General features: G+C 71.3%; 22 protein-coding genes. 11 read left to right on the top strand and 11 right to left on the bottom strand.

Annotation, left to right across the window (positions count from 1 at the left end; genetic code table 11):
• Positions 1-49: 49 nt before the first annotated feature.
• Positions 50-853, bottom strand: a complete 804-nt coding sequence (locus tag AMYBE_RS0115435) for an IclR family transcriptional regulator (protein ID WP_020660293.1) — start codon at positions 851-853, stop codon at positions 50-52.
• 129 nt (positions 854-982) lie between these two features.
• Here AMYBE_RS0115435 and AMYBE_RS0115430 point away from each other — a divergent pair, with 129 nt between their 5' ends.
• The 6 genes from AMYBE_RS0115430 to AMYBE_RS0115405 all read left to right on the top strand — a co-directional run bounded on the left by AMYBE_RS0115430 (position 983) and on the right by AMYBE_RS0115405 (position 9,782).
• Entirely contained in the window at positions 983-1,924 is a 942-nt protein-coding gene (locus tag AMYBE_RS0115430; protein ID WP_020660292.1) for a 5-dehydro-4-deoxyglucarate dehydratase, read from the top strand.
• Positions 1,921-3,177 carry a glucarate dehydratase family protein gene (locus AMYBE_RS0115425; RefSeq protein WP_020660291.1) on the top strand — a complete coding sequence of 419 codons (1,257 nt, stop codon included), beginning with the start codon at positions 1,921-1,923 and terminating at the stop codon, positions 3,175-3,177. Before AMYBE_RS0115430 ends, AMYBE_RS0115425 begins: the two co-directional genes overlap by 4 nt.
• A gap of 4 nt (positions 3,178-3,181) precedes the next feature.
• Complete coding sequence (locus AMYBE_RS0115420; RefSeq protein WP_020660290.1) at positions 3,182-4,324, top strand: hypothetical protein; 1,143 nt, start codon at positions 3,182-3,184, stop codon at positions 4,322-4,324.
• Positions 4,325-4,345: 21 nt separating this feature from the next.
• Positions 4,346-5,797 carry an aldehyde dehydrogenase (NADP(+)) gene (locus AMYBE_RS0115415; protein ID WP_020660289.1) on the top strand — a complete coding sequence of 484 codons (1,452 nt, stop codon included), beginning with the start codon at positions 4,346-4,348 and terminating at the stop codon, positions 5,795-5,797.
• 75 nt (positions 5,798-5,872) lie between these two features.
• Positions 5,873-8,218 (top strand): polysaccharide lyase 8 family protein, encoded by a 2,346-nt coding sequence (locus tag AMYBE_RS0115410; protein ID WP_020660288.1) that lies wholly within the window; start codon positions 5,873-5,875, stop codon positions 8,216-8,218.
• A gap of 85 nt (positions 8,219-8,303) precedes the next feature.
• Positions 8,304-9,782: a flavin-containing monooxygenase gene (locus AMYBE_RS0115405; RefSeq protein ID WP_027927677.1), complete on the top strand. Its 1,479-nt coding sequence runs from the start codon at positions 8,304-8,306 to the stop codon at positions 9,780-9,782.
• A gap of 241 nt (positions 9,783-10,023) precedes the next feature.
• Here the strand turns inward: AMYBE_RS0115405 and rpmJ are convergent, their stop codons facing one another.
• The 7 genes from rpmJ to AMYBE_RS0115370 form a co-directional block, all read right to left on the bottom strand.
• Complete coding sequence (gene rpmJ, locus AMYBE_RS0115400; protein WP_020660286.1) at positions 10,024-10,146, bottom strand: 50S ribosomal protein L36; 123 nt, start codon at positions 10,144-10,146, stop codon at positions 10,024-10,026.
• Positions 10,147-10,262: 116 nt separating this feature from the next.
• On the bottom strand, positions 10,263-11,417 hold the full coding sequence (locus AMYBE_RS0115395) for a VWA domain-containing protein (RefSeq protein WP_020660285.1): 1,155 nt from the start codon (positions 11,415-11,417) through the stop codon (positions 10,263-10,265).
• The gene (locus AMYBE_RS0115390; RefSeq protein WP_020660284.1) at positions 11,414-13,594 is read right to left on the bottom strand and encodes a DUF5682 family protein; all 2,181 of its coding nucleotides are present in this window, start codon (positions 13,592-13,594) and stop codon (positions 11,414-11,416) included. The genes AMYBE_RS0115395 and AMYBE_RS0115390 overlap by 4 nt, the downstream gene beginning before the upstream one ends.
• A complete protein-coding gene (locus AMYBE_RS0115385) occupies positions 13,591-14,676 on the bottom strand; it encodes an ATP-binding protein (RefSeq protein WP_020660283.1) in 1,086 nt (361 codons plus the stop codon). The genes AMYBE_RS0115390 and AMYBE_RS0115385 overlap by 4 nt, the downstream gene beginning before the upstream one ends.
• Complete coding sequence (locus AMYBE_RS0115380) at positions 14,673-16,115, bottom strand: DUF5691 domain-containing protein (RefSeq protein WP_020660282.1); 1,443 nt, start codon at positions 16,113-16,115, stop codon at positions 14,673-14,675. Before AMYBE_RS0115380 ends, AMYBE_RS0115385 begins: the two co-directional genes overlap by 4 nt.
• On the bottom strand, positions 16,112-17,422 hold the full coding sequence (locus AMYBE_RS0115375; RefSeq protein WP_034287018.1) for an SWIM zinc finger family protein: 1,311 nt from the start codon (positions 17,420-17,422) through the stop codon (positions 16,112-16,114). The genes AMYBE_RS0115380 and AMYBE_RS0115375 overlap by 4 nt, the downstream gene beginning before the upstream one ends.
• 124 nt (positions 17,423-17,546) lie before the next feature.
• Positions 17,547-18,704 carry an NAD-dependent epimerase/dehydratase family protein gene (locus tag AMYBE_RS0115370; protein ID WP_020660280.1) on the bottom strand — a complete coding sequence of 386 codons (1,158 nt, stop codon included), beginning with the start codon at positions 18,702-18,704 and terminating at the stop codon, positions 17,547-17,549.
• 186 nt (positions 18,705-18,890) lie between these two features.
• Here AMYBE_RS0115370 and AMYBE_RS0115365 point away from each other — a divergent pair, with 186 nt between their 5' ends.
• A complete protein-coding gene (locus tag AMYBE_RS0115365) occupies positions 18,891-19,397 on the top strand; it encodes a GtrA family protein (RefSeq protein ID WP_034287015.1) in 507 nt (168 codons plus the stop codon).
• On the opposite strand, the gene AMYBE_RS0115360 is transcribed toward AMYBE_RS0115365, so the two are convergent.
• Positions 19,327-21,501: a glycosyltransferase family 2 protein gene (locus tag AMYBE_RS0115360; RefSeq protein WP_020660278.1), complete on the bottom strand. Its 2,175-nt coding sequence runs from the start codon at positions 21,499-21,501 to the stop codon at positions 19,327-19,329. The genes AMYBE_RS0115365 and AMYBE_RS0115360 overlap by 71 nt on opposite strands.
• Entirely contained in the window at positions 21,498-22,442 is a 945-nt protein-coding gene (locus AMYBE_RS0115355) for an NAD-dependent epimerase/dehydratase family protein (protein ID WP_027927675.1), read from the bottom strand. Before AMYBE_RS0115355 ends, AMYBE_RS0115360 begins: the two co-directional genes overlap by 4 nt.
• Before the next feature lie 214 nt (positions 22,443-22,656).
• Here AMYBE_RS0115355 and AMYBE_RS0115350 point away from each other — a divergent pair, with 214 nt between their 5' ends.
• From AMYBE_RS0115350 to AMYBE_RS0115340, 3 genes are all read left to right on the top strand, one after another.
• Positions 22,657-23,100: a hypothetical protein gene (locus AMYBE_RS0115350; RefSeq protein ID WP_020660276.1), complete on the top strand. Its 444-nt coding sequence runs from the start codon at positions 22,657-22,659 to the stop codon at positions 23,098-23,100.
• Positions 23,101-23,192: 92 nt separating this feature from the next.
• Positions 23,193-23,696, top strand: coding sequence for a hypothetical protein (locus AMYBE_RS0115345; RefSeq protein ID WP_154676214.1), 504 nt, complete (start codon positions 23,193-23,195; stop codon positions 23,694-23,696).
• A gap of 7 nt (positions 23,697-23,703) precedes the next feature.
• Positions 23,704-24,780: a hypothetical protein gene (locus tag AMYBE_RS0115340; RefSeq protein WP_020660274.1), complete on the top strand. Its 1,077-nt coding sequence runs from the start codon at positions 23,704-23,706 to the stop codon at positions 24,778-24,780.
• Here the strand turns inward: AMYBE_RS0115340 and AMYBE_RS0115335 are convergent.
• The gene (locus AMYBE_RS0115335) at positions 24,722-25,243 is read right to left on the bottom strand and encodes a 2'-5' RNA ligase family protein (protein WP_027927673.1); all 522 of its coding nucleotides are present in this window, start codon (positions 25,241-25,243) and stop codon (positions 24,722-24,724) included. The genes AMYBE_RS0115340 and AMYBE_RS0115335 overlap by 59 nt on opposite strands.
• Positions 25,244-25,723: 480 nt before the next feature.
• On the opposite strand from AMYBE_RS0115335, the gene AMYBE_RS0115330 reads away from it, so the two are divergent.
• Positions 25,724-26,524 (top strand): alpha/beta fold hydrolase, encoded by an 801-nt coding sequence (locus tag AMYBE_RS0115330; protein ID WP_020660272.1) that lies wholly within the window; start codon positions 25,724-25,726, stop codon positions 26,522-26,524.
• Positions 26,525-26,716 lie beyond the last annotated feature (192 nt).

Here is a 26,716-nt window from a genome sequence, read left to right as displayed (position 1 = left end):
GGTCAGCACCGGCGCGGCCGCGCACGAGGGGACAGGGCGGTGGCGGCGGTCAGCGGATGCCGGCCCGGCGCAGCTGCTGCCCGAGCTCGGCGGTGGTCTCGGCCAGCAGCCGGCCGACGCGTTCCACGTCGGCGTCGGTGACCTTGCCCAGCGGCATCGAGCAGCTCATCGCGTCGGTGCCGGGGATGCGGTACGGGATCACCGCGGCCACGCAGCGCACGCCGAGGGTGCCCTCTTCGATCTCGGCGGCGTACCCGCGTTCCCGGGTGCGCGCGAGGTCGGCGTGCAGCGCGTCCAGCGTGGTGATGGTGTTCGGAGTGAGCGCGGCCAGCTTGTCCGGCATCAGCGCTTCGACCTCGTCGTGCGTCAGCTCGGCGAGCAGCGCCTTGCCCAGCGCGGTCGCGTGCGTGGGGAGGGTGCGGCCGACCCGCGAGATGAGGTGTGTGGAGTGCTGCGACTCGCGCGTCTCCAGGTACACCACTTCGGTGCGGTTGCGGCGCGCGAAGTGCGCGGTGAAACCGGTGTTCTCGCGGATGCGCTCCAGCGCTTCGGTGGCGTAGGGAACGATCGCGTCGCGGTCGAGGTACGCGGTTCCGCAGATCAGCGCGCGCACGCCGAGGCGGTAGCGCGCGGAGTTCGCGTCCGCTTCAAGCCAGCCCGCGTCCAGCAGAGTGCGCAGCAACCCATGCAGACTGGAACGCGGGAAGCCGGTGCGCGCATGGAGATCGGAAAGCGACAGCCACACATCGTTCGCGGCGAACGTCTCGATCAGGTCGATGGCGCGCCGCGCCGACTTCACGCCGGCGGACTCGGCGGGAGTGCCGGGTGCCGCGGTGTCCAGCTGCTGCGCCATGCGCGTCCTCCGACCGGGCCGTTGACTTGTGAGTCCGGCCATATTAGCGTCGCGAACAACGTTCTTGTGGGTGAACATAGTCACGATACCAGACTCCATTCAAGAATGTGAACATTGGAGCAGAAACAGATGGCACAGACCGAGATCGAGCTGGACGGCCTGCTGGCGTTCCCGCTGACCCCGTTCACCGACGACCTCGAGGTGAACCTCGACGGGTTCGCGGAGAACGTGGAAAGCCACGTGGCCGCCGGTGCGGGCGCGTTGTTCGTCGCCTGCGGCACCGGCGAGTTCAGCTCGCTGTCGGTCGACGAGGTCGCGGCGTTGCTGGCGAAGGCGCGCGAGGTCGCGAACGGCCGGGTGCCGGTGTGGGTCGGCGCGGGCGGCGGCGCGGCGGGCGCACGCGCGGGCATCGCGGCGGCGCAGGCGGGCGGCGCGGACGGCGTGCTGCTGCTGCCGCCGTACTTGGTCACCGGGCCGCAGGACGGACTGGTCGACCACGTGCGTTACGCGGTCGGCGACACCACGGTGCCGGTGATCGTCTACCACCGCAGCACCGGCGTGTACTCCGCGCCGGCCGCGGCGAAGCTGCTCGACATCCCGTCGGTGGTCGGCCTCAAGGACGGCTACGGCGACGTAGAGGCGATGACCCGGATCGTCACCACCATCCGCGCGCTGGGCACCCAGCGCGCCGAAGACTTCCTGTTCTTCAACGGCCTGCCGACCGCTGAGGTGTCCGCGAAGGCGTACGCGGCAGTCGGCGTGGCCCGCTACTCCTCGGCAGTGCACTGCTTCGCACCGGAGATCGCGCACCGCTTCCACCGCGCGCTCGCGGAGAACGACAACGAGACGATGGACGCGCTGCTCGCCGGCTTCTACCTGCCGCTGGTGGCGCTGCGGGACGAGACGCCCGGCTTCGCGGTGTCGCTGGTGAAGGCGGCCGCGCGGCTGCGCGGCGACAAGGTCGGCACCGTCCGCCCGCCGCTGGTCGAGCCGACCGCGGACCAGATCGACCGGCTCGGCAAGGTCGTCGAGGACGGGTTCGCGGTGCTGAAGGGACTCGGCAGCCGATGAAGATCCGGGACGTGGTGCTGACCCCGGTCGCGTTCGCGGATCCGCCGCTGCTCAACGTGATGGGCGTGCACGAGCCGTTCGCGCTGCGCAGCGTGGTCCAGCTGGTCTGCGACGACGGGGTGGTCGGCCTCGGCGAGTCCTACGGCGACGCGGCGTTCCTCGGCGAAGTGCGCAAGGTGCTGCCGGAGCTGGCCGGGCACGACGTGTTCGACCTGCCCGGGCTGAAGCGGATCGTCGCGCGCACGCTGGCCGGCACCGTGCTGACCGACGAGCACGGCCTGATCGGCGGGTTCTCCATCCGCAAGACCATCGCCAGCGTGTACTCGCTGTTCGAGGTCGCCTGCCTGGACGCGCAGGGGCACTTCCTCGGCCGGCCGGTCGCCGATCTGCTCGGCGGCAAGGCGCGCGCCGCGGTCGACTTCTCCGCGTACCTGTTCTACAAGTACGGCGCGCACATCGGCGCCGGCGAGGACAGCTGGGGCGAGGTCGTCACGCCGGAGGCGCTGGTCGGCGAAGCGAAGCGGATGATCGACGAGTACGGCTTCCGCTCCATCAAGCTCAAGGGCGGGGTTTTCGCGCCGGAGCAGGAAATCGAGGGCATTCGCGCGCTCGCCGAGGCGTTCCCCGGGCACCCGCTGCGGATCGACCCGAACGCGGCGTGGACGCCGGAGACGAGCATCCGGGTCGCGGCCGAGCTCGACGGCGTGCTGGAGTACCTGGAGGACCCGACGCCCGGCATCGAGGGCATGGCCCGGGTCGCGCGCGAGGCGAGCATGCCGCTGGCCACCAACATGTGCGTGGTGAACTTCGGCGACCTGGAACCCGCGTTCCGGGCGCGCGCGATCGGCGTGCTGCTGTCCGATCACCACTTCTGGGGCGGAATGCGGGATACCCAGGCGCTTTCGGTGGCCTGCGAGAGTTTCGGCGTGGGCCTGTCGATGCATTCCAACAGCCACCTCGGCATCAGCCTCGCCGCGATGGTGCACGTCGCGTCCGCGACCCCGCACCTGACGTACGCGTGCGACACGCACTGGCCGTGGAAGACCGCCGACGTGATCGAGCCCGGTGCGCTGGAGTTCGCCGACGGCGCGGTCGCCGTGCCGGACCGGCCCGGCCTCGGGATCGCGCTGGACCAGGACGCGCTCGCCAGGGCGCACGAAGACTATGTCCGATGTGGACTGACCAAACGGGACGACGTGACGTACATGCGGAACTACACTCCCGGATTCGAGCCGAACACGGCGAGGTGGTGACGCGGTGAAGGTGACCGGATACGCCTATCCGTGGGACGTGCTCGGCGACGACGCGTTCGTCGAACGGGTGCAGGACCTCGGGATCGACGAGGTGGCGGTGGCGCTGGCGTACCACAGCGCGCGAGCGGCCACGCCGTGGTCGGCGGAGCGCACCTCGGTGATCGCGCGGACTGCCGCGCTCTACCGGCCGGTGCGCGCGCAACCATGGGGCGAGCTCGTCCCTGCCGTGCCGGAGTGGGTTTCCCAGTCCGACAGCGGCGGCGACGCGGTCCGGCGGCTGAATGGGGCGGGCATCCCGGCGGCGGCGTGGATCGTGCTCACGCACAACTCGCAGCTGGGCACGCAGTTCCCGCAGTACGCGGTGCGCAATAGTTTCGGTGAGTCGTACCCGTGGGCGCTCTGCCCGGCCCAGCCCGCGGTGCGCGAGTTCGCGGCGACGTTGACCGCGGAATCCGTTGCCGGGCTTGACCTCGCCTCGGTGATCCTGGAGGCGTGCGGCCCGCTCGGCGGCGTGCACCAGCACCAGCACGAGAAGACCGACGGCGTGTGGGCCCCGGCCGCCGCGCGTTTGCTGTCGATCTGCTGCTGCGACGCGTGCGCGGAGAACTGGACCGGCTTCGACGCCGAGGAAGTGCGCGAAACCTTGTGCGCGGAAGTCCAGCGGATCATCGCGACGGCGGATCTGTCGGTGACCGAGGACCGGCTTCCGGCGAAGCTGTCCGACGTGCTGCTGGCCGGACGCCAGCAGTCGACGGATGCCTTGCGCGCCGCGGTGCTCGCGGTGCTCGAGCCGGGCACCCGGATCGTCCTGCACGGCGCGCTGGACCCGTGGGTCACCGGCGCGCTGCCCGGCCTGACCCCGACCGCAGCGGACGACGCCGCGACTGTGGTGCTGCAGAACTGGGCGCCCGGGCAGGGCAGCGTCGACGCGGTCAAGGCCGCGCGTCAGGCGCTGCCGGAGCAGGTCGCGATCGGCAGCTACATCACCGCCGTCGCGGCGAGCCCGGTCCCGGACATCGAGTCGTACGTGACCGAGCTGGCCGAGGCCGGCGCGGCCGAACTGCACCTGTACCACTTGGGCCTCGCCGGGCCTGCCCGCTGGAGCGACCTGCACGCCGCTACCGCGGCCGCGCACTCGGCGCCCTGAACCTGCTTTGAGGAGAACCCCATGAGCGAAACCTCTGCTCCGGAACTGGACCGGGTGCTGGCTGCCGCGGCGGCGGCCGCCCGGCCGTTCGCGGAGAGCACCCCGGCCGAGCGCGCGAGCTGGCTGGCCGCCGCCGCGGACGCGCTCGACGCCGCCGCCGAAGAACTGATCGCCTTGGCGCACCAGGAAACTCACCTGCCGGCCGCCCCGCGGCTGAAGGGCGAACTGGCCCGCACCACGTTCCAGCTGCGGCTGTTCGGCGAGGTGCTGCGGGACGGCGAGTTCCTCGGCGCGACCGTCGACCACGCCGACCCGGCCTGGCCGATGGGCGCCCGGCCGGACCTGCGCCGCGTGCTGGTGCCGATCGGCCCGGTGCTCGTCTTCGCGGCGAGCAACTTCCCGTTCGCGTTCAGCGTCGCGGGCGGCGACACCGCGTCCGCGCTCGCGTCCGGCTGCCCGGTGGTGCTGAAGGCGCACCCCGGCCACGAGGAGCTGTCCACCCGTACCGGTGAGATCGTCGCGCAGGCGCTCGTGGCGGCCGGTGCGCCGGAAGGTGCGTTCGCCGTCATCCACGGCTTCGAGCAGGGCGTCACCGCGCTCAAGGACCCCCGGATCGCGGCGGCCGCGTTCACCGGTTCCGTGCCGGGCGGGCGCGCGCTGTTCGACATCGCGGTCTCGCGGCCGACGCCGATCCCGTTCTACGGCGAGCTGGGCAGCGTAAACCCGGTGGTCGTGACGCCAGGCGCGCTGGCCGCGCGCGGCGAGGACGTGGCGAAGGGCTACGCCGGATCGTTCAGCCTCGGGGCCGGTCAGTTCTGCACCAAGCCGGGCCTGCTGTTCCTGCCGGAGGGCCACGGCCTCGAGGACACGCTGCGCGCGGCGGTCGGCGACGTCGCGCAGCAGGAGATGCTGAACGACCGCATCGCGGCCGGGTTCGCACAGAAACTCGCGGACCTGCGTGCGGCACCAGGCGTCGAGTCGCTGGTGGCCGGCGAGCAGAACGGTGACGCGTTCACGCCGTCGTTGCTGGCGACCACCGCGAAGGAGTTCCTGGCCGGCGGCGAAGCCGTGCGCGAGGAGCACTTCGGCCCGGCGTCGCTGATCGTCACCTACTCCGACCAGTCCGAGCTGATCGAGGTGCTGGACAGCCTCGAACCGGGTCTCACCGCGACGGTGCAGGGGGAGGAGAGCGACGCGGAGTTCGTGCGTCCGTTGCTGCCCTCGCTGACCCGGCTGGCCGGACGGCTGCTGTGGAACGACTGGCCGACCGGCGTCACGGTCAGCTGGGCGCAGCAGCACGGCGGCCCGTACCCGGCGACCACCGCGCCGACCACCACCTCGGTCGGCACCGCCGCCATCGAGCGCTTCCTGCGCCCGGTGGCGTGGCAGAGCTTCCCGGACGCGTTGCTGCCGGAAGCCCTGCGCGAAGCGAACCCGTGGTCTCTTCCCCGCCGCGTCGACGGGGCTCGCTGAACAACCCTCTGGCGAGTGGCTGAGCCGGTTCTTGCCGGCCCAGCCACTCGCAACCAACCCCTGGGAGGCACCGTCATGCCCGTGAACCGCAGAACCGCACTGCGTGGCGGTGCCCTCGCCGCCGCGTCGGCCGCGCTCGTCGCGACCGCGCGTCCGGCTTTCGCCGCTTCTGCCTCGCCGGATCCGCTCAAGGCGATCGTCGCGGGCTACCGCGAGCTGCAGACCGGCATCAACCGGCCGTCGCCGGAGCGGGCTGCCGCGTTGAAGAACCTCGGCCGGGTCGCGAAGTCCTACTACGACAGCATGTCGGTGGCCGGCAATGGTCCGCTGTGGACCGATCTGCCGCTCGGCCCGGGCAGCGACTACACCACGTCGATGTACGCCCGGCTGCGCGCCATCGCGGTGGACTGGGGGACTCCCGGCGCCACCCTGTGCGGCGACCCCCAGGTGCTGGACAGCATCAAGAAAGCGCTGGAGCTGATCTACACCAGCCAGTACAACCCGCAGGTCGGCGAGATCGGCAACTGGTACACCTACGAGATCGGCGTGCCGTACTACCTGCTGCACACCCTGGTCACCGTCGCCGACCAGCTGACCGCGGACGAGCTGGCGCGATACGTCAGCCCGATCAAGCGGTTCGTCGGCAACCCGAACCTGCGCGCGAACAACCCGAAGGTCGTCGAGACCGGCGCGAACCGCGCGGACAAGGCGCTGATCTCCATCGTGGCCGGCGCGCTGATCGGCGACCCCGCCTGGATCCGCACCGGCCTCGACGCGATCACCGACGTCGCCGGCGGCGGTGCGGCGAGCGTCCTGGCGAAGCTGGACCGCGCCGCCGGCGACGGCTTCCACGTCGACGGTTCGTTCATCCAGCACGACACCATCCCGTACCCCGGGCACTACGGCATCGTGCTGCTGACCGCGCTGGCCGGCACCGTCCACGTCACCGAAGGCACCGAGTACGCGCTGCCGGACGACCTCAAGCAGAAGATCTACGCGCTGGTCGGCGACACGTACGCGCCCTTCGTGTACGCGGGCGCGCTGATGGAGCCGGTGCGCGGGCGGATGCTCTCGCGACAGGGCGAGACCGGGCACGACATCGGCCACCAGCTGACCGTCGCGACGCTGGTTCTCGCGCGCTCGGCGACCGGGACGGTGCAGGCCGAGCTGTCCGGGCTGGCCGCGAAGTGGATCAAGGAAGGCAGCTACGCGCCGTTCCTGGAGATCCCCGATCCGGAACGGTTCGCGCCGGGGCCGGACCTGGTCGCGACGCCCGGCATCGAGCTGGCGCAGGAGATGCTCGCGCGGCGCGTCCGGCCGACCCCGATCGTCGCCGCGCACCGGATCTTCGGCCAGCAGGACCGGATGGTGCACGTCACCGAGGGCTGGTCCGCCTCCCTCGGCGTCGGCTCCGCGCGGATCTCGCGGTACGAGGCGATCAACGGGATGAACCTGCACGGCTGGCACGTCGGCGACGGGGTGCTGTACGTCTTCCTGCCGAACGCGAAGGGGCACTACTCGGACGCCTACTGGCCGACTGTCGACCCGGCGCTGCTGCCCGGCACCACGGCCAAGGCCGGCCCGTCCGGACCGCCGTCGGGTACGCCGGTGACGACGAAAGCGCATGTCGGCGGCGTGCGCTGGGACGCCCGGCACGGCGCGTACGCGATGGACTTCGCCTCCGAAGACGGTTCGCTGACCGCGAAGAAGTCCTGGTTCTTCACTCCGGCAGGCGTGGTGTGCCTCGGCGCGGGCATCACCGATGCGTCCGGGCAGGCGGTCCGGACCGCCATCGAGAACCGCAACCTCGGCGAGAACGGACGCGGGATGCTGCTGGCCGACGGCAGCGTCGTCGGCACCGTGCCGGGCCGGGCGAGCACACTGCACCGGCCGCGCTGGCTGCACCTGGACAACGTCGGCGGGTACGTCCTGCTGGACAACTCCGAGGTCACCGCGCTGCGCGAGGACCGCGTCGGCGCCTGGCGCGACATCGACACCGGTGCCAACACGAAGGGCACCACCACGCCGAACACCCGGCGGTACCAGAAGCTGGTGATCGAACACGGTGCCAATCCGACGGACGCGAAGTACGCGTACGCGGTGCTGCCCGGGGCTTCGGTGGTCAGCACGGTCGCCTCGGCGCTCGCCTGGCGTGTCCGGGCGAACACCGCCGAGGTGCAGGCGCTGCGACTGTGGGACAACACGCTGCTGGCGAATTTCTACACTGCGGGTACGGTGGACGACGTAACTGTCTCAGGACCGGCTTCGGTGGCGGTCGGACGGACCGGCAAGGGCTGGCAGCTCGCCGTTTCGGACCCGACGCAGCTGCAGGACAGCGTCCGCGTGACAGTGCGCCGGCGCACGGTGGACGTACCGCTCAGCGGGTCCTGCGGCGCCACGAAGATCATCCCCTGGGGATGAGAGTACGGTCCTCCCCGCTGGGCCGGTGATTCCCGACCCGGCCCGGCGGGGCCCCACTCGCGCCGGCGGAACGGTGGAGGCGAATGTGCCGCACGTTGACGTACTGATCGTCGGAGCCGGGCTGTCCGGCATCGGGGCGGCCTGCCGGCTGCGGCAGCAGTCGCCCGGGCGCACGTACGCGATCCTCGAAGCCCGGGACTCGATCGGCGGCACCTGGGACCTGTTCCGGTACCCCGGCGTGCGGTCCGACTCGGACATGTTCACCCTCGGCTACCCGTTCCGCCCGTGGCGCAAGCCGGACGCGATCGCGTCCGGCCCGGAGATCCTGCAGTACCTCCGCGAAACCGCGGAGGAGCACGGGGTGTTCGCGCACATCCGGTTCGGTCATCGCGTGGTGCGGGCCGAATGGTCCTCCGCCGACGCGCAGTGGACCGTTTCGGCGGAGCACGACGGCGAGCCGGTCCAGTTCACCTGCTCGTTCCTGTATCTGTGCAGCGGTTACTACAGCTACGAAAGCGGGCACGTCGTCGACTTCCCGGGCCGCGAGGACTTCCGCGGCGAGATCGTCCACCCGCAATTCTGGCCGGACGACCTGGACTGCACGGGCAAGCGAGCCGTCGTCATCGGCAGCGGCGCCACCGCGGTCACCCTGGTGCCCGCGCTGGCCGAGCAAGCATCGTCGGTGACGATGCTGCAACGGTCGCCGAGTTACGTCCTGGCCCGCCCCTGGACCGACAAGCTCGCCGACCGATTGGCGGGCGTGCTGCCCGCCGAGGTGACGTATCGCCTGGTGCGAGGCAAGAACATTCTGCTGACGACCGCGCTCTACCAGTTCGCCCGCCGTCAGCCCGAACGTGCCGCGGCCGCCCTGCGCGGCGGAGTCGCGAAGCAACTGCCGCCGTCGATCCCGGTCGATCCTCATTTCGTGCCGAAGTACCGGCCATGGGACCAACGGCTGTGCCTGACTCCAGGCGCCGACCTGTTCGCCGCCTTCCGCAGCGGCAAAGCGGACATCGTCACCGACCAGATCGCCCGCTTCACCGCCGACGGGGTGCAACTGGCGTCCGGCCGCTCGCTGCCGGCCGACGTGATCGTCACCGCGACCGGCCTGCGGGTGACCGCGTTCGGCGGCATCGCCCTGAGCGTGGACGGTCGCCCGGTGACTCCAGCGGAACAGCTGGTGTACAAGGGAATGATGCTGGCCGGGGTGCCGAATCTGGCGTGGTGCGTGGGGTATGTGAACGCGTCCTGGACGCTGCGGTCGGACTTGGTGTCGCAGTACGTGTGCCGGTTGCTGAACCACATGACGCGCCGCGGATACGACACGTGCGAACCGGCTCCGCCGGCGATCCCGGAGTCGAAGCGCCGCCCGATCATGGGGCTGACATCGGGATATCTGACGCGAGCCGCGTCGGTGCTGCCGAGGCAGGGCGACCGGCGGCCCTGGCTGATGCGGCAGAACTACCTGCTGGACGCGGCCGACCTGCGGCTGCGCCGCCTCGACGACGGAGTGATGCGCTTCCGGCGGCGGGCGCGGGCGGAAGCCGGGGTCCGGGCGGGTTAGCCTAGTTGTTCGGGCAGGCTCGGGCAGGTTTCGGTGCTCGCCGCCCGGACCTGCCCGCAGACATACGACAGCCCGGCGATCCGAGCGGACCGCCGGGCACCGTTTCACCGTTGCTCGACTGGGTTGCCCGGCCTGCGCCGAGTTCGGCCTGGGCCGGCTGGAGTCATCCGAGGGGCCGAGTGCCACCTCGGCAGACCGCTGGCGCCGCCCGGGCCGAGTTCGGCTCGGGCGGACTTCCGGGTCAGCCCTGCCGGGCTTTGCCCCGCGGGTTCGCCTGGTTGATCACCAGCACCTTCCCGTGCCGGCGGATCACCTGGGCGCCGGGCTGCCGGGCCAGGGAACGAACGGACGTGCGCACCTTCATGCCTTTCCGTCCTCTCCGGGATCGGGGCGCGGATTCCGCACCGCGCCTGCGTCATGGTGAACATCGGCGGACCCGCGAATAGTCCCGCCGGGCCTTGAGCCGCGCGCGATCGCCCGTCACTCCGCAGCAGCCGCGGCCCAGCGGCTCAAATCCTCCCTCTTCAACGCCGCGGCCATCAGGTCCGGGAACAGGTCCGGCGTGCAGGCGAACGCCGGCACCCCCAGTTCGCTCAGCGCGGCCGCGTTCTCGCGGTCGTAGAACGGCGCCCCCGAATCGGACAGCGCCAGCAGCGTCACCACCTGCACCCCCGACGCGACCAGGTCTGCCACCCGGCGCAGCAGCTCGTCGCGCACCCCGCCTTCGTACAGGTCGCTGATCAGCACCAGCAGCGTCTGCTCCGGCCGTTCGACCAAGCCCTGGCAGTACGCCAGCGCCCGGTTGATGTCGGTTCCGCCGCCGAGCTGGGTGCCGAACAGGACGTCCACCGGGTCGTCCAGGTGGTCGGAGAGATCGGCGACCGCGGTGTCGAAGGCGACGAACTTGGTGCTCAACGCCCGCATCGAGGCCAGCGCGGCGCCGAAGACACCGGAGTACACCACCGATTCCGCCATCGAGCCGGACTGGTCCACGGCGAGAATGACCTCTCGCCGGACGCTGTGCTCTCGCCGGCCGTAGCCGAAAAACTGTTCCGGGACGATAGTTTTCAGCTCAGGGGAGTAGTGCCGCAGGTTGCGCCGGACGGTCCGGGCCCAATCGATGTCCGCGCCGTGCGGGCGGTGGGTGCGGGTCGCGCGGTCCAGTGCGCCGCGCACGGCCGCGCGGGTGCGTTCGGCCAGCCGTTCCTCCAGTTCGCGCACCACCGTGCGGACGACGGTGCGCGCGGTCTCCTTCGTCTCCTCGGGCAGGACGTTGTTGAGCGACAGCAGAGTCCCGACCAGGTGGACATCCGGCTCGACCGCGCTCAGCAGCTCCGGCTCCAGCAGCATCCGGGTGAGCCCGAGCCGGTCCACGGCGTCGCGTTGCATCACCTGCACGACCGAGCCGGGGAAGTACCGCCGGATGTCGCCGAGCCAGCGGGCGACTCTCGGCGCGGACGCCTGCAGCCCGCCGCTGCGCTGGCCGCTGCCGCGGGTGTTCGCGCCTTCGTCGTACAGCGCGGCCAGCACACTGTCGACGCCACTGTCCGCTGTGGACAGAGGGTGCCCGGTGCCGTCGGAATCCCCGCCCAGCACCAGCCGCCAGCGGCGGAGGCGTTCCGGGTTTTCGGTCATCGGGTGGCTCCCAGGAGGGTGGCGAACACCGGGAGGGCGTTCGCGGCGCGGATTTCGTCCAGCTCTTCGGCTTCGGCCCTGTCCGGCGGGCGGCCGCCGGACAGGGCCGCGGCGCGTTCGCCGACAGCGCGTTTCTCCGGTCCGGCGAACGCGCCGAAAGTGCGCCGCAGCAACGGAAGCACCTCGGTGAACGTCTCGGGCGGGATCGAGCTCAGCCAGGTGTCGACGACCCGGAGCATGCGTTCGTCGTGCACGAGCAGCAGCGCACCGCCGGCGAAGAAGCCTTCGACGTAGCCGGCCCCGGCGTTCGGCTCGATGCCCGCAGTCAGCATCCGGCCCAGCCGGACCTCGACTTCGGTGCTGCCGAGCAGGTCGGCGTCGTGCAGCAGGCGCACGATCCGGCCGGCCAGCAGCGGCGGCAGACCGGCGCGCTCGGCGAGCTTGGCCAGCGCGGCGAACCAGCGTTCGCGGGCCGCCTCGCCGAGCAGGTCGGTGGCCTCGTGCACGGTGTCGACCAGGCCGCAGAACTGACCGGCGGCGTCCTCGTCGAGCCCGTGCACGGCGGGCGGCAGGCCGGCGCACACCCGGGTCAGGATCCGGTCCGCGACCTCCCGCAGCCGCGCCGTGTCCGTGCCCCGGACATCGCCGTAGCGGGTTGCCCGCGCCAGTGGGGGCAGGGCGGTCATGAGGTGCGCGACATCGGCGTCCGCGGCGGCCCGGGTGTCCAGCGCGGCAAGGGTTTCCGGCAGCGCGTCGCCGAGATCGGCCAGCAGGCAGCTCTCCACCGCCGCGGTGATGTCGCCGAGCGACGGAGCGTCGGCGACCGCCTCCCGCACTACGGCCGCCGCCGCGCTGGGCACGGTGGTTCCGTGCACGGCCGCCGCGACGAGGTCGACCTCCAAACCGGGCTCCCAGCACAGTGTCCAGGTTTCGCGGAAGGTGCCTTTGTTCCGGACCGACGATCGCTCCGGCTCGCCCCACGGGATGCCCAGCACCTGTAGCCGGTGCAGCAGCCGGGATCGGTCGAGGCCGTTCGGCGTGCGCAGGTCCAGGTCGAGTTCGCGGGCCCGCGGTTCGCGTTTGAGCCGGAGCCTCCGTGCGGTGGCGACGAGGTCTGCGGCCAACGGAGCCTGCGGCACGCTTTCCGGGACCTCGCCGAGCAGTTCGCCGACTACGAGCCGGCGGGTGACCAGGTCGGCCTGCACGTCGTCGCCGCCGCACAACACGGCCCGGGTGGCGGCGTCGACTTCGGCGAGTCCTGCCGACGACCGGCCCCGCAGCGCGGCCAGCGTCTCCGCCAGCCGCACGCCTTCGATGACGTGCGCGGTGGACACCGGAAGGTCTTCCTCGCGCAGCACCCCGGCGACCGCGGTGAGCCACCGGCCGGTGACGTCGCCGGTCGTGGTGAACAGGTGGTGGTACCAGCCCGGGGAGCGCACGCCCGCGCCGTAGCCGGTGCCGGACGCGAGCCTGCCGTGCGTCCACGGCACCCAGGTGCACGCCACCTTGCGCTTCGGAAGTCCTTTCAGGACAGCCTGATCGCGGGTGGCCGGCGGCAGCGGATCGGCGAGCGCGGGCACGTGCCAGGCACCGCACACGACGGCGATCTGCTTGTAGCCTTCCTTGCGGGTCCGGCGCAGCACGCTCCGCATGTACGCCTCGCGGCGCTGCTCGTGCAGATCACCCGGACGGTCGCCCTCGCGCAGCGCGGTCATCGCGTCGGCGATCACCTCGAACGGCGATTCCGCGCCGCGGCGGGATTCCACGAAGTCGTCCCACCAGCGTTCCGGATCGTCGTATCCGCCGACCGCGGCGAGCTCGGCGAGCGGGTCGGCGCGCGGCGCGGTCCGCTCGTCGTCGATCGCGAACTGGTGCGCCGCAGGCAGATCGCAGAACTTCACCGGCACGCCGGCGCCGGCCGCGTACCGCAGCGCCTGCCATTCCGGGCTGAACACCGCGAACGGCCAGAACGCCGCCCGCGACACATCGTCGGCCGCGTACGCCAGCAGGGCCACCGGCGGCCGCATTCCCTCGTCCGCGGCGAGACCGACGAGCTGGTCCGCCTCCGGCGGTCCCTCGATCAGCACTACGTCCGGCTCCAGCTCGGCGAGCCGGGCGGCGACCGCCCGGGCCGAACCAGGACCGTGGTGCCGGATCCCGAGGAGGTGAGTGGTCATCCGGCGATCTCCTGGCCCGCGCGGTAGAAGTCGGCCCAGCCCTCCCGCTCGCGCACGACCGTCTCCAGGTATTCGCTCCAGATCGCACCGTCCGCCACCGGATCCTTCACGACCGCGCCGTGAATCCCGGCCGCGACGTCCGGCGCGCGCAGCACGCCGTCGCCGAAGTGCGCGGCCAGCGCGAGCCCGCCGGTGAGGACGCTGATCGCTTCCGCGGTGGACAACGTGCCAGACGGTGTCTTCACCGCGGTGCGCCCGTCCTCTGTCCGGCCGGACCGAAGCTCGCGGAAGACCGTGACCACGCGGCGGATCTCCGCGAGATCGGCGGCCTCGGCGGGCAGCGACAGTGCCGTCCCGAGCTGGTCGACCCGCCGCCGGACGATCTCCACCTCGGCCTCGGCGGTGTCCGGCAGCGGCAGCACGACGGTGTTGAACCGCCGCCGCAGCGCGCTGGACAGCTCGTTGACGCCCTTGTCCCGGTTGTTCGCGGTGGCGATCAGGGTGAACCCGGGCCGGGCCTGGACCTCGGCGCCCAGTTCGGGGATCGGCAGCGTCTTCTCGGACAGGATGGTGATCAGCGAATCCTGCACGTCGGCCGGGATGCGGGTGAGTTCTTCGAGCCGCGCCACCTTGCCGTCGCGCATCGCGCGCAGTACCGGGCTTTCCACCAGTGCCTGGTCGCTCGGCCCTTCGGCGATGAGCCGCGCGTAGTTCCAGCCGTAGCGGATCTGCTCCTCGGCGGTACCCGCGGTGCCCTGCACCAGCAGTGTGGAATCGCCGCTGACGGCGGCCGCGAGATGCTCGGACACCCAGGTCTTCGCGGTGCCCGGCACGCCGAGCAGCAGCAGCGCCCGGTCGGTGGCCAGGGTGGCGACCGCGACCTCGATCAGCCGCCGCGGACCGACGTACTTCGGGGTGATCTCAGTGCCGTCGCCGAGCTTCCCGCCGAGCAGGTAGGTGACCACCGCCCACGGGGACAACCGCCAGGACGGCGGCCGCGCCCGGTCGTCGGCCGCGGCGAGGGCAGCCAGTTCGCCGGCGTATTCCTGTTCGGCGTGCGGCCGGAGGACGGGGGACGTCATGCGAGCTCCTTGTGCATTTCGCGGCGGAAGGACAGGGTTTCGGCGACCGCGCGCCGCCACGGGGCGGCCTCGCCCGGAAGCGGGATCTCGGCCAGCGGGTGGCCGAGGCAGGGGACCGGAACGGCTTTCGCGACCAGCGCGGCCGCGTGCGCGACGAGCCGGTGGTCGCGCTGCCCGGCGATCCAGTCGAGCAGCACCGTGCCGAGCTGGGCCGGCCACGGCTGGGGCAGGTCCAGGATGAGCCGGGTGAGCGCCTCGACCGGCAGCCGCCGGGTCAGTTTCGCGACCGTGGCCGCTTGCTGGTCCGGGGACAGCACTCCGATCAACGCGGCGGTGCCGCGGCCGCTGGGTTCGGCCTCGACGAGCGCTTGCGCCCACTGCTCGTCGCGTTGCCGGAGCGCGGCGGTGGCCCAGCTTTCCCGCACCACGTTCAGCGGCGGGCCGTCGACCAGCATCCCGGCCAGCTCGCCCGGAGTGCCGTACTCGGCCCAGAACCGCAGCGGAGCGGCGGCGATGATCGCGCGCAGCTGCGCGGTGCCCTGTCCCGGCCCGGCCGGGACGCGAATGCCGTCGCGCACCAGGCTGTCGTCGGCTTCCGGGGGCGAGAACTCCAGCACGTCCGCTCGCAGTGGACGGCTGCGGACGGTGACGCACGCGCGCAGCCGTTCGATCATCCGCTTGCCGAACTCCGAATCCGGGTACCGGCCGAACAACCGCAGCGCGATGTCCCGGACGCCGGCGGCCCGGTCGCCGAGTGCGGCTTCGACGAACGCCTCGTCCTGCTCGGCGAGGTGTTCGCCGAGCAACGTCAGGAAGGTCGCCCGGATCTCGGCCGGTTCGCTGCTCCAGGCGGCGGACAGCGCCGCGCGCGCTCGCGCCGGGTCGGCGACGAGCACGCGTTCCAGCCAGGCTTGCCGCCGGGCAGCCGTGCCGAACTGCCAAGCGTTGTCGCTGGTGTCGTCGTCCGCGGCGACCAGGAACGCCCAGTCCGGGTTCCGTTCGCCGAGCCAGACGCCGACCGGACCGGCGACGGCGGCGAGCGGCGCACGCAGCGAAACCCGGGTGCGGGCCGCGTCGGCGAGCGCGGGCAACCGGCCGGGAGGAATCCGGAATCCCCGGTCCGCCACGGCGTTCAGCCATTCCTCCAGCAACTCGGGCCGGTTGGCGGACAGCAGATGCCCGAGCCGGGCCCGCGCGACGGTGCGCACCAGCGGCCGGGTGTCCTCGGCGGCCGCGGGCTCCGGTTCGACGCCGGCGAGCGGCTGCCGGCCAGCACGCAAGTATCCGGTGAGCGCGGCCGCGGCGACCAGCGCCTGGTCGGCGGGGTCAGTGCGTTGCCCGGCGAGATCCCGGACGCCGGCCGGCAGCGCGGCGATGTCGACCGGCCGGCGGCGAGTGCCGAGCAGGACGGTGCCGACGAGGTCGTTCCAGGCAGTCACAGCCGCACCATCCCGTCCCGGTGCCAGCAGCTCAACGGCCGCAACCCGGCCGTCGTCCACTCCGCGGCCACCGTGACCGGCCGCTCGGCGGCGAGCGCCAGCAACGGCCACGGATCCGCCGACGGGGACAGCGGCAGCGCTGAACCGTCTACATCGGACAGTGCCCAGCCGTCGCCGTGCCGGGCCGGCCGGAGATCGGACAGCAGCATCGGCCACCGGTCGAGACAAGGATCCGCCGCGAGCGCGGCGGCGTGCTCGGCGAGCGCGGCGGCGAACGTCCCGCCCGCCGGCACGGATTCCGGTGCGGCCGCAACAGGTTCCTCACGATGGTCGAACACCGCGCGCTGCGGCACCGCGGCCGGATGGAACACCAGCTCGCCCGCGACCACCGACCCCGGCGGCAGCGAACTGTCCAGCGGCCGCCCGGGAGGCGCGAAGGACAGCACCAGCGCGTCCCGGCCGCTGCGCTTCCCGCGCAGCCAGGTGCGCCTGCTGCGCAACGATTCCTGTTCCTCGTCGATCGCGCCGGTGACCAGCCACTGATCCGGCACCCGCTCGCCGGATTCCAGCACCTGCGCGTTGCCCATCGAGAACCCGAGGCGGCTGCGGACCGAATCGGCGAGCCCGGCGGGCAGCTCGGCGAGCCGGTCCGCCGCGTCCGCGAGCAGGTAGACCAGCGACAGCTCGGCCAGCAGCCGGTCCGGCCAATCGCGGCCGCGGCCGATCAGCGCGGCCGCCCGGCGCAACCCGTTCGCCAGGCCCGGCGCCTGCGCGTCGACCATCCGCGAGGCGACCGTGTACAGCTCTTCGGCACCGCCGCGCTCGAACGCGGCGAACCCGGCCGACACCCGGTCGGTGAGCCATCCGCGCAGCTCCGCGGCACCGGCGGTGACCCGGGCCAGCCGTTCCTCGGCCCGCTTCGCCGCGGCTTCGAGATCCTTGGGCGCGGCCGGCTTCTTCTCCGCGCGCGAAACCCGCCCGTCGAGCCATTCGCGCACCCACCCGGGCTCCGCCGCGCTGGGGAGCTGCCCGCCTGACCAGAGCAGCAACAGCCCCAGCGCGTGCTTGCACGGGAACTTCCGGCTCGGGCAGCTGCACTTGAACGCCGGCCCCGCCGTCTCCACGGTCGTCAGGTACGGCCGTTTCCCGCTGCCTTGGCATGCGCCCCAGACGGCGCGGGCCGACGCGCCGGCGCCCGACCACTTCGCCGGCGCCGCCTGCCCGCGCCCGGCTTTCGCCGACCCGGGGTCCGGCGCGAGCTCGAGCACCCGCTCCGGGCTCCACCGCGCCGCTGCTTGGTCCCCCACGTTTTCCTTGCCGCTCTTCCGGTTCCGTCCCCTTCCGGGGCTGACTGGAGAAGCATCCCATCCGGCACCGACAATTTTCGGCGGCGGAGCGGCGAGAGCGGCGAAGGAATCCGCGACGCGGGAGTCAGGAGGGTTCGACGGCCCCGCGCCAGCGCACCGTCGGGCGCAGCCGGGCGTCGTCCACCCGGTGCTTGTTGGCGCCGACGAGGTCGAACAGCGACTCGATCAGCGTGTCCGACAGCAGGTGCGGATCCAGGCCGAGCCCGACCAGCCCGGTGTGCTTCACGTTGTAGTAGTGCTCGGGCTGCTCCACCCGCGGGTTTTCGAGGTTCTCGATCTGCACCGGGCCGGGGAAGCGGTCCGCGACGACCTCGGCGATCTCGCGCACCGACATGCTCTCGGTCATCTGGTTGAACACGCGGAACTCGCCGCGGCCCGCCGGGTTCTCCACGGCCAGCCGGATGCACTCCACGGTGTCCCGGATGTCGATCAGCCCGCGGGTCTGCCCGCCCTTGCCGTACACCGTCAGCGGCTGGCCCAGCACGGCCTGGATGACGAACCGGTTGAGCACCGTGCCGAACACCGCGTCGTAGTCGAACCGGGTGGCCAGCCGCGGGTCGAGCGCGGTCTGCGGGGTCTGCTGGCCGTACACGACGCCCTGGTTGAGGTCGGTCGCGCGCAGGTCCCAGATCCGGCACGCGAACTCGATGTTGTGCGAGTCGTGCACCTTCGACAGGTGGTAGAACGAGCCCGGCTTCTTCGGGTAGAGCATCCGGTCCTTGCGGCCGTTGTGCTCGACCTCCAGCCAGCCTTCCTCGATGTCGATGTTCGGGGTGCCGTACTCGCCCATCGTGCCCAGCTTGACCAGGTGGATGTCCGGGTCGATCTCGGCGATGGCGTAGAGCAGGTTCAGGTTGCCGACCACATTGTTGTGCTGGGTGTACACGGCGTGCTCGCGGTCGATCATCGAGTACGGCGCGGACCGCTGCTCGGCGAAGTGCACGATGGCGTTGGGCTTGAACTCGCGCACCGCGCCGAACAGGAACGCGGCGTCCAGCAGGTCGCCCTCGTAGCTGGCGATCCGCTTGCCGGACGCCGCCTGCCACGCGTCGAGCCGGGTGCTCAGGTCCTCGATCGGGACCAGGCTTTCGGCGCCGAGCTCCACGTCGTACTGCCGGCGGGCGAAATTGTCCAGGACCGCCACCTCGTGGCCGTTGTCCGACAGGTGGAGCGCGGTCGGCCACCCGAGGTAGCCGTCACCGCCGAGAACCAGCACTCGCATCCGGAGCACCCTTTCCGTTCGGTTTCGCGACGGGCACGGCCTCCCGTTGTGCGGGAGCCCGGCGTCGCTGGGGCAGATCCAAGCTAATCGCCGAGCGCTGATCAGCACCTGGCAGCGAGCTGTGAATCCGCTGTGGGCCGGGGGGCGGGACGGCGAAGCCGGCCGCCCGAGGGGACACTGGGGTACATGACGACGGTAACCAACCCGGCGAACCCTCGCACGACGGAAGAAACGCCCACGCCGCGCCGCCGCGGCCTGGTGCGCTTCGCCCGCGCGGCCACCAGTTCGGTGGCCGCGACGCTGCTGAGCCAGGTCACCCTCATCGCGGTGCTCGCCGCGGACGGCGCCCCGTGGCTGGCCAGCGCGAGCGCGTTCGCGGCCGGCGCGGTGCTGAACTTCTTCCTCACCCGGCGCTGGGTGTGGGGCCGACGCGGCCGCCCCGAGCTGGGCCGCGAGCTGCTGCCGTACGTCCTCGTCATCTCGCTCGGCGGCCTCGCCTCGGTCGGCCTGACCACTCTCACCGGGCACCTGCTCGCTCCGATGCACCTGTCGCACTTCTGGTGGGTGGTGCTGCTCGACGCGGCGTACGTACTCAGCTACGCACTGGTGTTCCTCGCGAAGTTCACGATGCTCGACCGGTTCGTTTTCGACCGCGGCGCAGCACGTACCCCCGCCACCACGTCCCTGTCATGACGCGCGCGTAGTTCGCGCCGTACACGACACTGCCGCCCTTCTTGCTCTTCCCGGCTTTGCGCAGCCGCATGCTCATCGGCCGTTCGAGCACGCGCGCGCCGCGGGCGGTGGCGCCCAGCATCAGTTCCGATGACTGGTACTGCGGTTCGTTGAGCGGGATTTCGCAAGCCAGCTTCGCGTGCATCGACCGGAAGCCGAACGACGTGTCGGTGATGTGCCGCCAGGTCAGCAGCGACGCGAGCCAGGCGAAGACGCGTACGCCGAGCCAGCGCATCCGGCTGTCGGCTTCTTCGTGCCCCAGCCGCCGGGAACCCGTTACGAAGTCCGCGGTGTCTTCCAGCAGCGGCGCGACCAGATCGGCCATTTCGCTGTTGTCGTACTGGCCGTCGCCGTCAGTGGTGACGATGTACTTCGCGCCGTTCTCCGCGGCAAGGTGGTAGCCAAGCCGCAGCGCGGCGCCCTGGCCGCGGTTAGTCGGCGCGACGCACACGTACGCGCCATGGTCTTCCGCGATGGCCGCAGTGTCATCCGTACCGCCGTCTACGACGACCAGTACGTCAACCGGCAGCCCGAGGCATTCGTCGGGCATCTTCTCGAGCACCTGCCCGATGCCGCCTGCTTCGTTGTACGCCGCGATCACGACAGTCAGCTCGGACAGCTTCGCGCCCGGGTGCCGGCCGTGGAAGTCGGCAAGTGCGCCTTCGTCGACGGCGTCGGGAAAACTGCCCAGGCGGCGACGGCTCGCCGCGGTGAGCGTTGTGAAGCCGAGCGCGCCCGCAACGGGCAGCAGGACGAGCGCGGGCAGTTGGTACCGCCAGGAGAACTCGAAGACCGCAGACGCGAACAGCAGGAACAAGCCAGTGCCCGCGGCGAACAGCGCGCCGCTGCGCGCCTTGTCGCGCGGTCTCTTCCGGCGAAGCACGGTAAGCAGGCCGAGCAACGCGAAGAAGCCGAGTACCGCGCCGGGCACGAAACCGCCGTTGATCTGGTAGTCGCGCAGGAACACCGCGATCGGTTCGTCGACCTTGGGGTTTCTTCCGTCGTACTGCTGGGTGACGGCCGAAATCACCCCGGGTTCGGCGAATTCCGGATAGGTCAGCTGAAACTGCCACCGGTCGATCGGCACGTCGGTCACCGCGGTGTCGCGAGTGAACTGGAAGCTCTTCGCGAAGTCGCCGAGGATCGACGCCGCGACGTCCGGCCACTGCACCTTGAGCACGTCGATCGCGAACTCGTGCGCCAGCGCGCCCTTGTCCGCGCCGGGCGGCAGCGGGCCGGGCCAGGCCGGGTCGAGGTCGGCGTGCGTGTAGTTGTCCACCAGCCGGTTCTCGACCGGCTCGGTGGGGCAGAACCTCATCAGCGCCGGGTCGAGGCGCAGGTTCGCGCAGTCCGCGACAGCGGCGGTGCGGCCGTAGAGCATGCTGCCGGACGGGCCGGACAGCCCCCATTTCCCGGTCTGTGCTTTGACTTCCGCCGCATACGGCACTACGACGACGAGCATCGCGAGGAGTCCGGCGGCGGCATTGCGCCAGCCGCGCCACGATCGCCACGCGTTGCCCGCCGCGAGCACGTAGAGCAGGAACGGCACGGCCAGCGTGATGCCGATCAGCCGTACCAGCACGCTCAAGCCGATGACCAGGCCGGCCAGCGCGATCCGCCGCCAGTTCGGCGTGCCCTTCGCCAGCAGCAGCCACAGCAGACCGAGCAGCAGGGCTTCGAACAGCAGCTCGGCCATGATGTTCTGCTCGATCTGTACCTGGTAGCCGTCGAGCAGCAGCGGCGCGGCGGCCAGCGCGCTCACCCAATGCCGCGCGCCGAGCCGGCGGGCCAGCGCGTAGCTCCCCACCGCGATCGCGAGTCCGCCGAGATGCTGGATCGCGGTGACCAGCGACAGCCCGCCCACCGCGAGCAGCGGCCGCAGCAGCAGGTCGTAGCCGATCGGGTTCAGGCCGTCGGCGCGCAGCGCGTGCAGGTTGTCCAGGTAGCGGAAGGAATCGATGTACAGCAGGGCGGGCTGGTAGGCGACCCAGGCCAGCACCCGCAACGTGGTTCCCGCGGCGAGGAGCACCAGCAGGAACGCGTGGCGGCGGAGAAAAGCGGTCACCGCGCCCCGGCCCGGTCCAGCCCGGAGAAGTATTTCCAGGCGGTCGCCAGTCCTTCGGCGAGGCCGATCTGCGGCCGGTAGCCGATCGTCTCCGCGCTCGCCGACACGTCCACGACCACCGCGGGCATCTCGCCGGCCGGGGCGGCAACGTGTTCGACCGGCAGCTCCGCGCCAGTCACCTCGCGCACGGTCTCGACCATTTCCAGCACTGACACGGAATGTCCGGCGCCGACGATCGCACGGCCGGTGTAACCGCTCTCGTATGCGAGCACGATGGCGCGTACGACGTCGTCTACGTGCACAAGATCCCGACGCTGCTTGCCCGTGCCGTACACGCGGACGCCTTCGCCGTTCAACGCCGCGCGCATCATGCGCGGCACGAAGCTGTCCTTGTGCGACATGCCGGGGCCGTACACGTTGGTGAACCGCAGCGCGCAGGTCGTCATCCCGTACGCGCCCGCGTAACCCGACAGCAGCATCTCGCAGGCCGCCTTCGTGGCACCGTACGGCGTGAGCGGCTTCGTCGGCAGGTCGACCGTGATGGTGTCCGTGCCGACATCGCCGATCACTGCGTTCGTCGACGCGAGTACGAACCGCGGTACGCCGCGTTCGCGGCACAGCTCGAGAAGTTCGTGCGTGACAGCGACATTCTCCGCGTACGTGTCGCGTGGCAGCTCCACCGACTTGAGCACCGAAGTGAGTGCGGCGAGGTGCACGACCCCGCCGACGCCCGCTGTGACAGCTGCTTCGCGCGTCTCAGCGTCGCGAAGGTCGCCTTCGACAACGCGCACGCCCTCGTCCGACGTCTCGTACCGCACGCGATCCACGACAGTGACCGGATAGCCGTGCTCGCGGAACGCCCGCACGACCGCGCGGCCAATGAATCCGCTGCCGCCGGTGACCACGACTGGCGTCCTATCGGGACTCTGGGGGAGTGCCATGGCGCACAACCTACCGCCGCACCCTGTGTATGCCATGTGCGGACAAGGGTGGGACCGCGTGCGGTCACCCCCAGCGGCCGCACGCGGATCCCGGTGTTTAGTTTTCTAAACGATGCGCGAGGAGAGTGTATCCGTAACAGGACACCTGGTGTCAAGTTTCCGTGACGGTTATGCTGACTCCTGTCACGCGGACAAGACGGTGTTGGGGGACGGCATGGCCGAGCAAGCGGAGGAGAGCAGCTTCGCGCGGCGGCTCGCGCACCTCATCGCGACGGTGCATCCCCCGGACCGCAAGCCGTACTCCTACCGGGAGATCGCCCAGGGCGTCGCCGACGTCACCGGGGTAACCATGTCCGCCACCCACGTGCAGCAGCTCGCCGTCGGCGCCCGCCGCGACCCGAAGCGCTCGCACATCCAGGCGCTCGCCAAGTTCTTCGGCGTGCCGGTCACCTACTTCTTCGACGACGAGGTCGCCGGCCAGGTCGACGAGCAGGTCGCCAACGTCGTCGCCTGGCGCGACACCCAGGCTCGCGACCTGGCGCAGCGCGCGATGCGGCTGTCCCCGCGCGATCGGGAGACCGTTTCCGCCCTGATGGACCAGCTCGGCAGCTACACCGCGGGACGCGAGCGCACCCGGCGCGGGCGCAAGCCGGAGTGATCCAGACGGCTATGCTGGGAGTGCCGGATGCGCCCTGGTGCACACGGCTGGTCCAGCCGCCGATCTCCTCGGGAGGGGACATCGATCCAAGCGTGCGTGTACGCGCCCGTACGCGGGTGCGCGACCTGCTGCGGCACGTGCCGGCGCCGCGGCCGTGGTCGATGAACGCGTGGATCGACCGGCTGGAGCAGCATCGCGGACGGGACATCGACCTGGTCGCCGTGGACTACGCGCCCGGTCAGCCGTCCGGGGCGTGGCAGCGGCACGAGGACTTCGACCTGATCGCATACGCGGCGGGGACCTCACCGCTGCATCAGGACCACATCATCGCGCACGAGATCGCCCACCTGCTGTGCGAGCACCGCGGCGAGTGCGTGCTCACCGAGGCGGAAGCGGCTGCTGTTGCTCCTGACCTCAGCGCGCACCTGCTGTCGCACTTGCTGACTCGCGTCACGACTCATGCGGACGAATACGAAGCGGAGCTCATTGCCGTGTTCCTGATGAGCGCCGCCACCTCGGAAGACGCGCAGCTGCGGCCGGGCGCGTCTGGTCCGGCTGCCGATCGCGCGCGGCGCTTCGCGTCGCTGCTCGGGTAGCGCGCGGATGATCGACGCGCTGTTCTTTGGGGTCGGCCTGTTCTCTCTCGCCGTCGGTATCTGGCGCGCGGTGCGAGCGCGCCGGTCTGGCGCTGGCGCCGGTCTGGCGACCAGCCTGATCGCACTCGGGGTTGCCTTCTGCCTGCTCGCCGACAGCGCGCAGGCGGTCGAGAGTCAGCTGTACCCGAGCCTTGGCCGCTTGCTGTCCAACCTCGCGACAATGGTGGCTGCGTACGGCATCGAAGTGACTGTCGCGGAGATCGGCGGCGTAGCGGAGCGTCGACGGCGCGCGCGGCTCGGGGCGTTGGTCACGGCGCTCGTCGTGCTGACGGCGTCCTTCTTCGCGACACGAGGGCTGCCAACCGGCGTAGGCCTCTTCGACACGCTCTACCGGTCAAATCCGACGCTCGTGGTCTACATCGCCGTGTACACGCTGTACCTGGGCTTCGCGGTCGCGGACATCGCTGTCGTGTCCGCGGGCGCGGTACGCGCAGGTACCGGCGCGCTGCGGGCCGGGCTGGGCATCCTGCTTGTTGCGTGTGCCTTCGCCTTTGCCTACCTGGCAGGCAAACTGGTCGACCTGGTCGCTGACGTGACGGCGGCGCATCCGGTCATGAAACTGTGTCGCGGAGCGTTCTCGACGGTCCGATGTTCCCTGGCAGTGGGCTTTCCGGCGGTCTCGGTCTTGCTGATCGTCGTCGGCCTGGTCGTGCCCGCGTTGCCTGCCGCAGGGCGCGCCGTGCGCGACGCGCGGACGCGGGCGAAGCTGCGGCCGTTGCGCGAATACCTGGCCGCGCGTTACCCGGACGTCGTACGGCTCGAGGACGTCGCGGGCACTGGCAGGGAACGACTGTTGACCATGATGAGCGAGATCAACGATGGTCTGCTGCTGTCTGGCGTCGGTCCTTCCCTGTCGCCCGCTGCGGCTGTACAGGTGCTTCGCAGCTCCGCGAACACTGCGTCGGACGAAGTGCCGGAACTGTCCGAAGAGACCGCCTTCGCCGCTGACGTCGCACGGCTGCGGGCTATCGCGCAGGCATTCCGAGGTTCGCCGACACCCGGAGCTGCCAGCCCTGTTCGGTGAGCACGACCAGATGCAGCGTGTCCGCCAACGCAGTGAGCGGCAGCGCTGCGCGGGCCCTGTCGGCCGCTTCGGCGCGCTGTTCGTCAGTGCCGCCAAGAGCGATCGTCAGGTGCGCTGGGGGATGAGGTCCGAAACGGCCGCCGTACGGCGGCACGCCCGGCCAGTGATCGCAAACGGCGTCCGCGAGGGGCTGGAGCGCCGGCGCCGCGGCCGCGACGAACCCGGGGGCGGTGACCAGGTCGGTCAGCGGCACGTCGGTTTGCGGGAACTCGCTGGCTAGCTGGCGCACCTCGGCGTCGATCCGCTCGGTGAGCCGGTCCGCGGGCAGGAACGGGTACAAGGCGGTGACGTGCGGCGGGAGGCCGGGGCGGACGAGACCGGGGTCGACGGCCGCCGCGGTTTCGAGCAGGACGACGGCGGACGGGAGCGTCACGACGAGGGCGCTGGTTCCGGGCGTGGGCACGTTCCCGATCCTGCCGGACGCCGCCGCCCGCCGCGCGGACAGTCCCGCCTCCGCCGGGAAAGGAAAGGCAACCCTTTCCGTTCCGGACGGGTCCGGAATCCGGCGCCGGCCAACCCTAAGTCTTTCCCAAGTATCCGGACGTCGATTGTTCGCCGCCCTACACTCGGTGAATGAAGATCGTCCTATGGACCGCATTGTGCGGATTGTGTGCCGTCGCCGGCCACGTGCTCCTGGGCGTCGTGGCAGGGATTCTTCTGCTTGCTTGTGTTCCGCGCCGGCCGGCCGAAGGCCGCCCGGAATCGGAAAGAGAATTGATCAGCTCACGCGGATAACAGTCCGGTCAATTCTCCCGGAAATGCGTTTGGCTTGCCGCCGGCGAGTTCTTCCCGTCGGGTGCTCCGGCTGTTCGTCCCGAAACTGTCGGTGCCCTGGGGTACACCAGTGCCGACCGGATCGCGAGGTCGAGACGATGGGGAGTTCATGCACTACGTCGAACACGGCACCGGCACGCCGGTGCTGGCCGTCCACGGCTGGACGCCGGATCACCGCTTGATGACCGGCTGCCTGGAACCGGTCTTCGAGCGGCGGCCCGGCTACCGGCGGCTGTACCCGGACCTGCCCGGGATGGGGCGGTCGCCGGCCGGGTCCGCACGCGGGTCGGACGACCTGCTCGCCGCGCTGAGCGGACTGGTCGACGAGGTGCTCGGCGACGAGCCGTTCCTCCTGGTCGGCGAGTCGTACGGGGGTTATCTGGCCCGCGGGCTGGCGCACGCGCGGCCAGCGCAGGTGTCCGGGCTGGCGCTGGTCTGCCCGGTCGGGCGCCCGGTGCCGACGCTGGAGCGGGACGTGCCCGAGCACACGGTCGTGCGCGCGGACCCGGGCCTGCTGGCGGCGCTCGACCCGGCGGAGGCCGAGGAGTACGGGGGCCTGGCGGTGGTCCAGTCCGCGGAAACGCTGGCCCGGTTCCGCGCCGACGTCGCGCCCGGCCTGGCGATAGCGGATTTCGCCGCACTGGACCGGATGCGGACCGCGTGGCCGCTGGCCGAAGACCCGGAAAGCGGCCCGCGGTACCGGAAACCGGCCCTGATCGTCTGCGGACGGCAGGACGCGTCGACCGGGTTCGCGGAGCAGTACGCGCTGCTGGGGCACTACCCGAGGGCGAGTTACGCGGTGCTGGACCGGGCGGGGCACAACCTGCAGTTCGAGCAGCCGGCGTTGTTCGAGGCACTGGTGGAGGAGTGGCTGGACCGGGTCGCGGAGGCGAGCGGCGGGGCGGGCTGAGCGGTGAGGGGCGGTGAGGGCGGGTGAGTGGCGAGGGCGTCCTGGGCGGCGAGGGCGTGCAGGACGTGGGCGTGCTGGGCGGTGAGGTCGGGTTGGGTGCTGACCGTGAACTGACAGGTGACCGCGGCCAGCGCTCACCGCCGCCCCGCGGACCGTCCAGGCCAAAGCCGGGTTGCCGACTGTTCACCCGAA

The sequence above is a fragment of the Amycolatopsis benzoatilytica AK 16/65 genome, from assembly GCF_000383915.1.
Lineage (GTDB): Bacteria > Actinomycetota > Actinomycetes > Mycobacteriales > Pseudonocardiaceae > Amycolatopsis > Amycolatopsis benzoatilytica.
The sequence above is the reverse complement of the archived record's forward strand: the minus strand, read 5'-3'. Positions and strand labels throughout refer to the sequence as shown.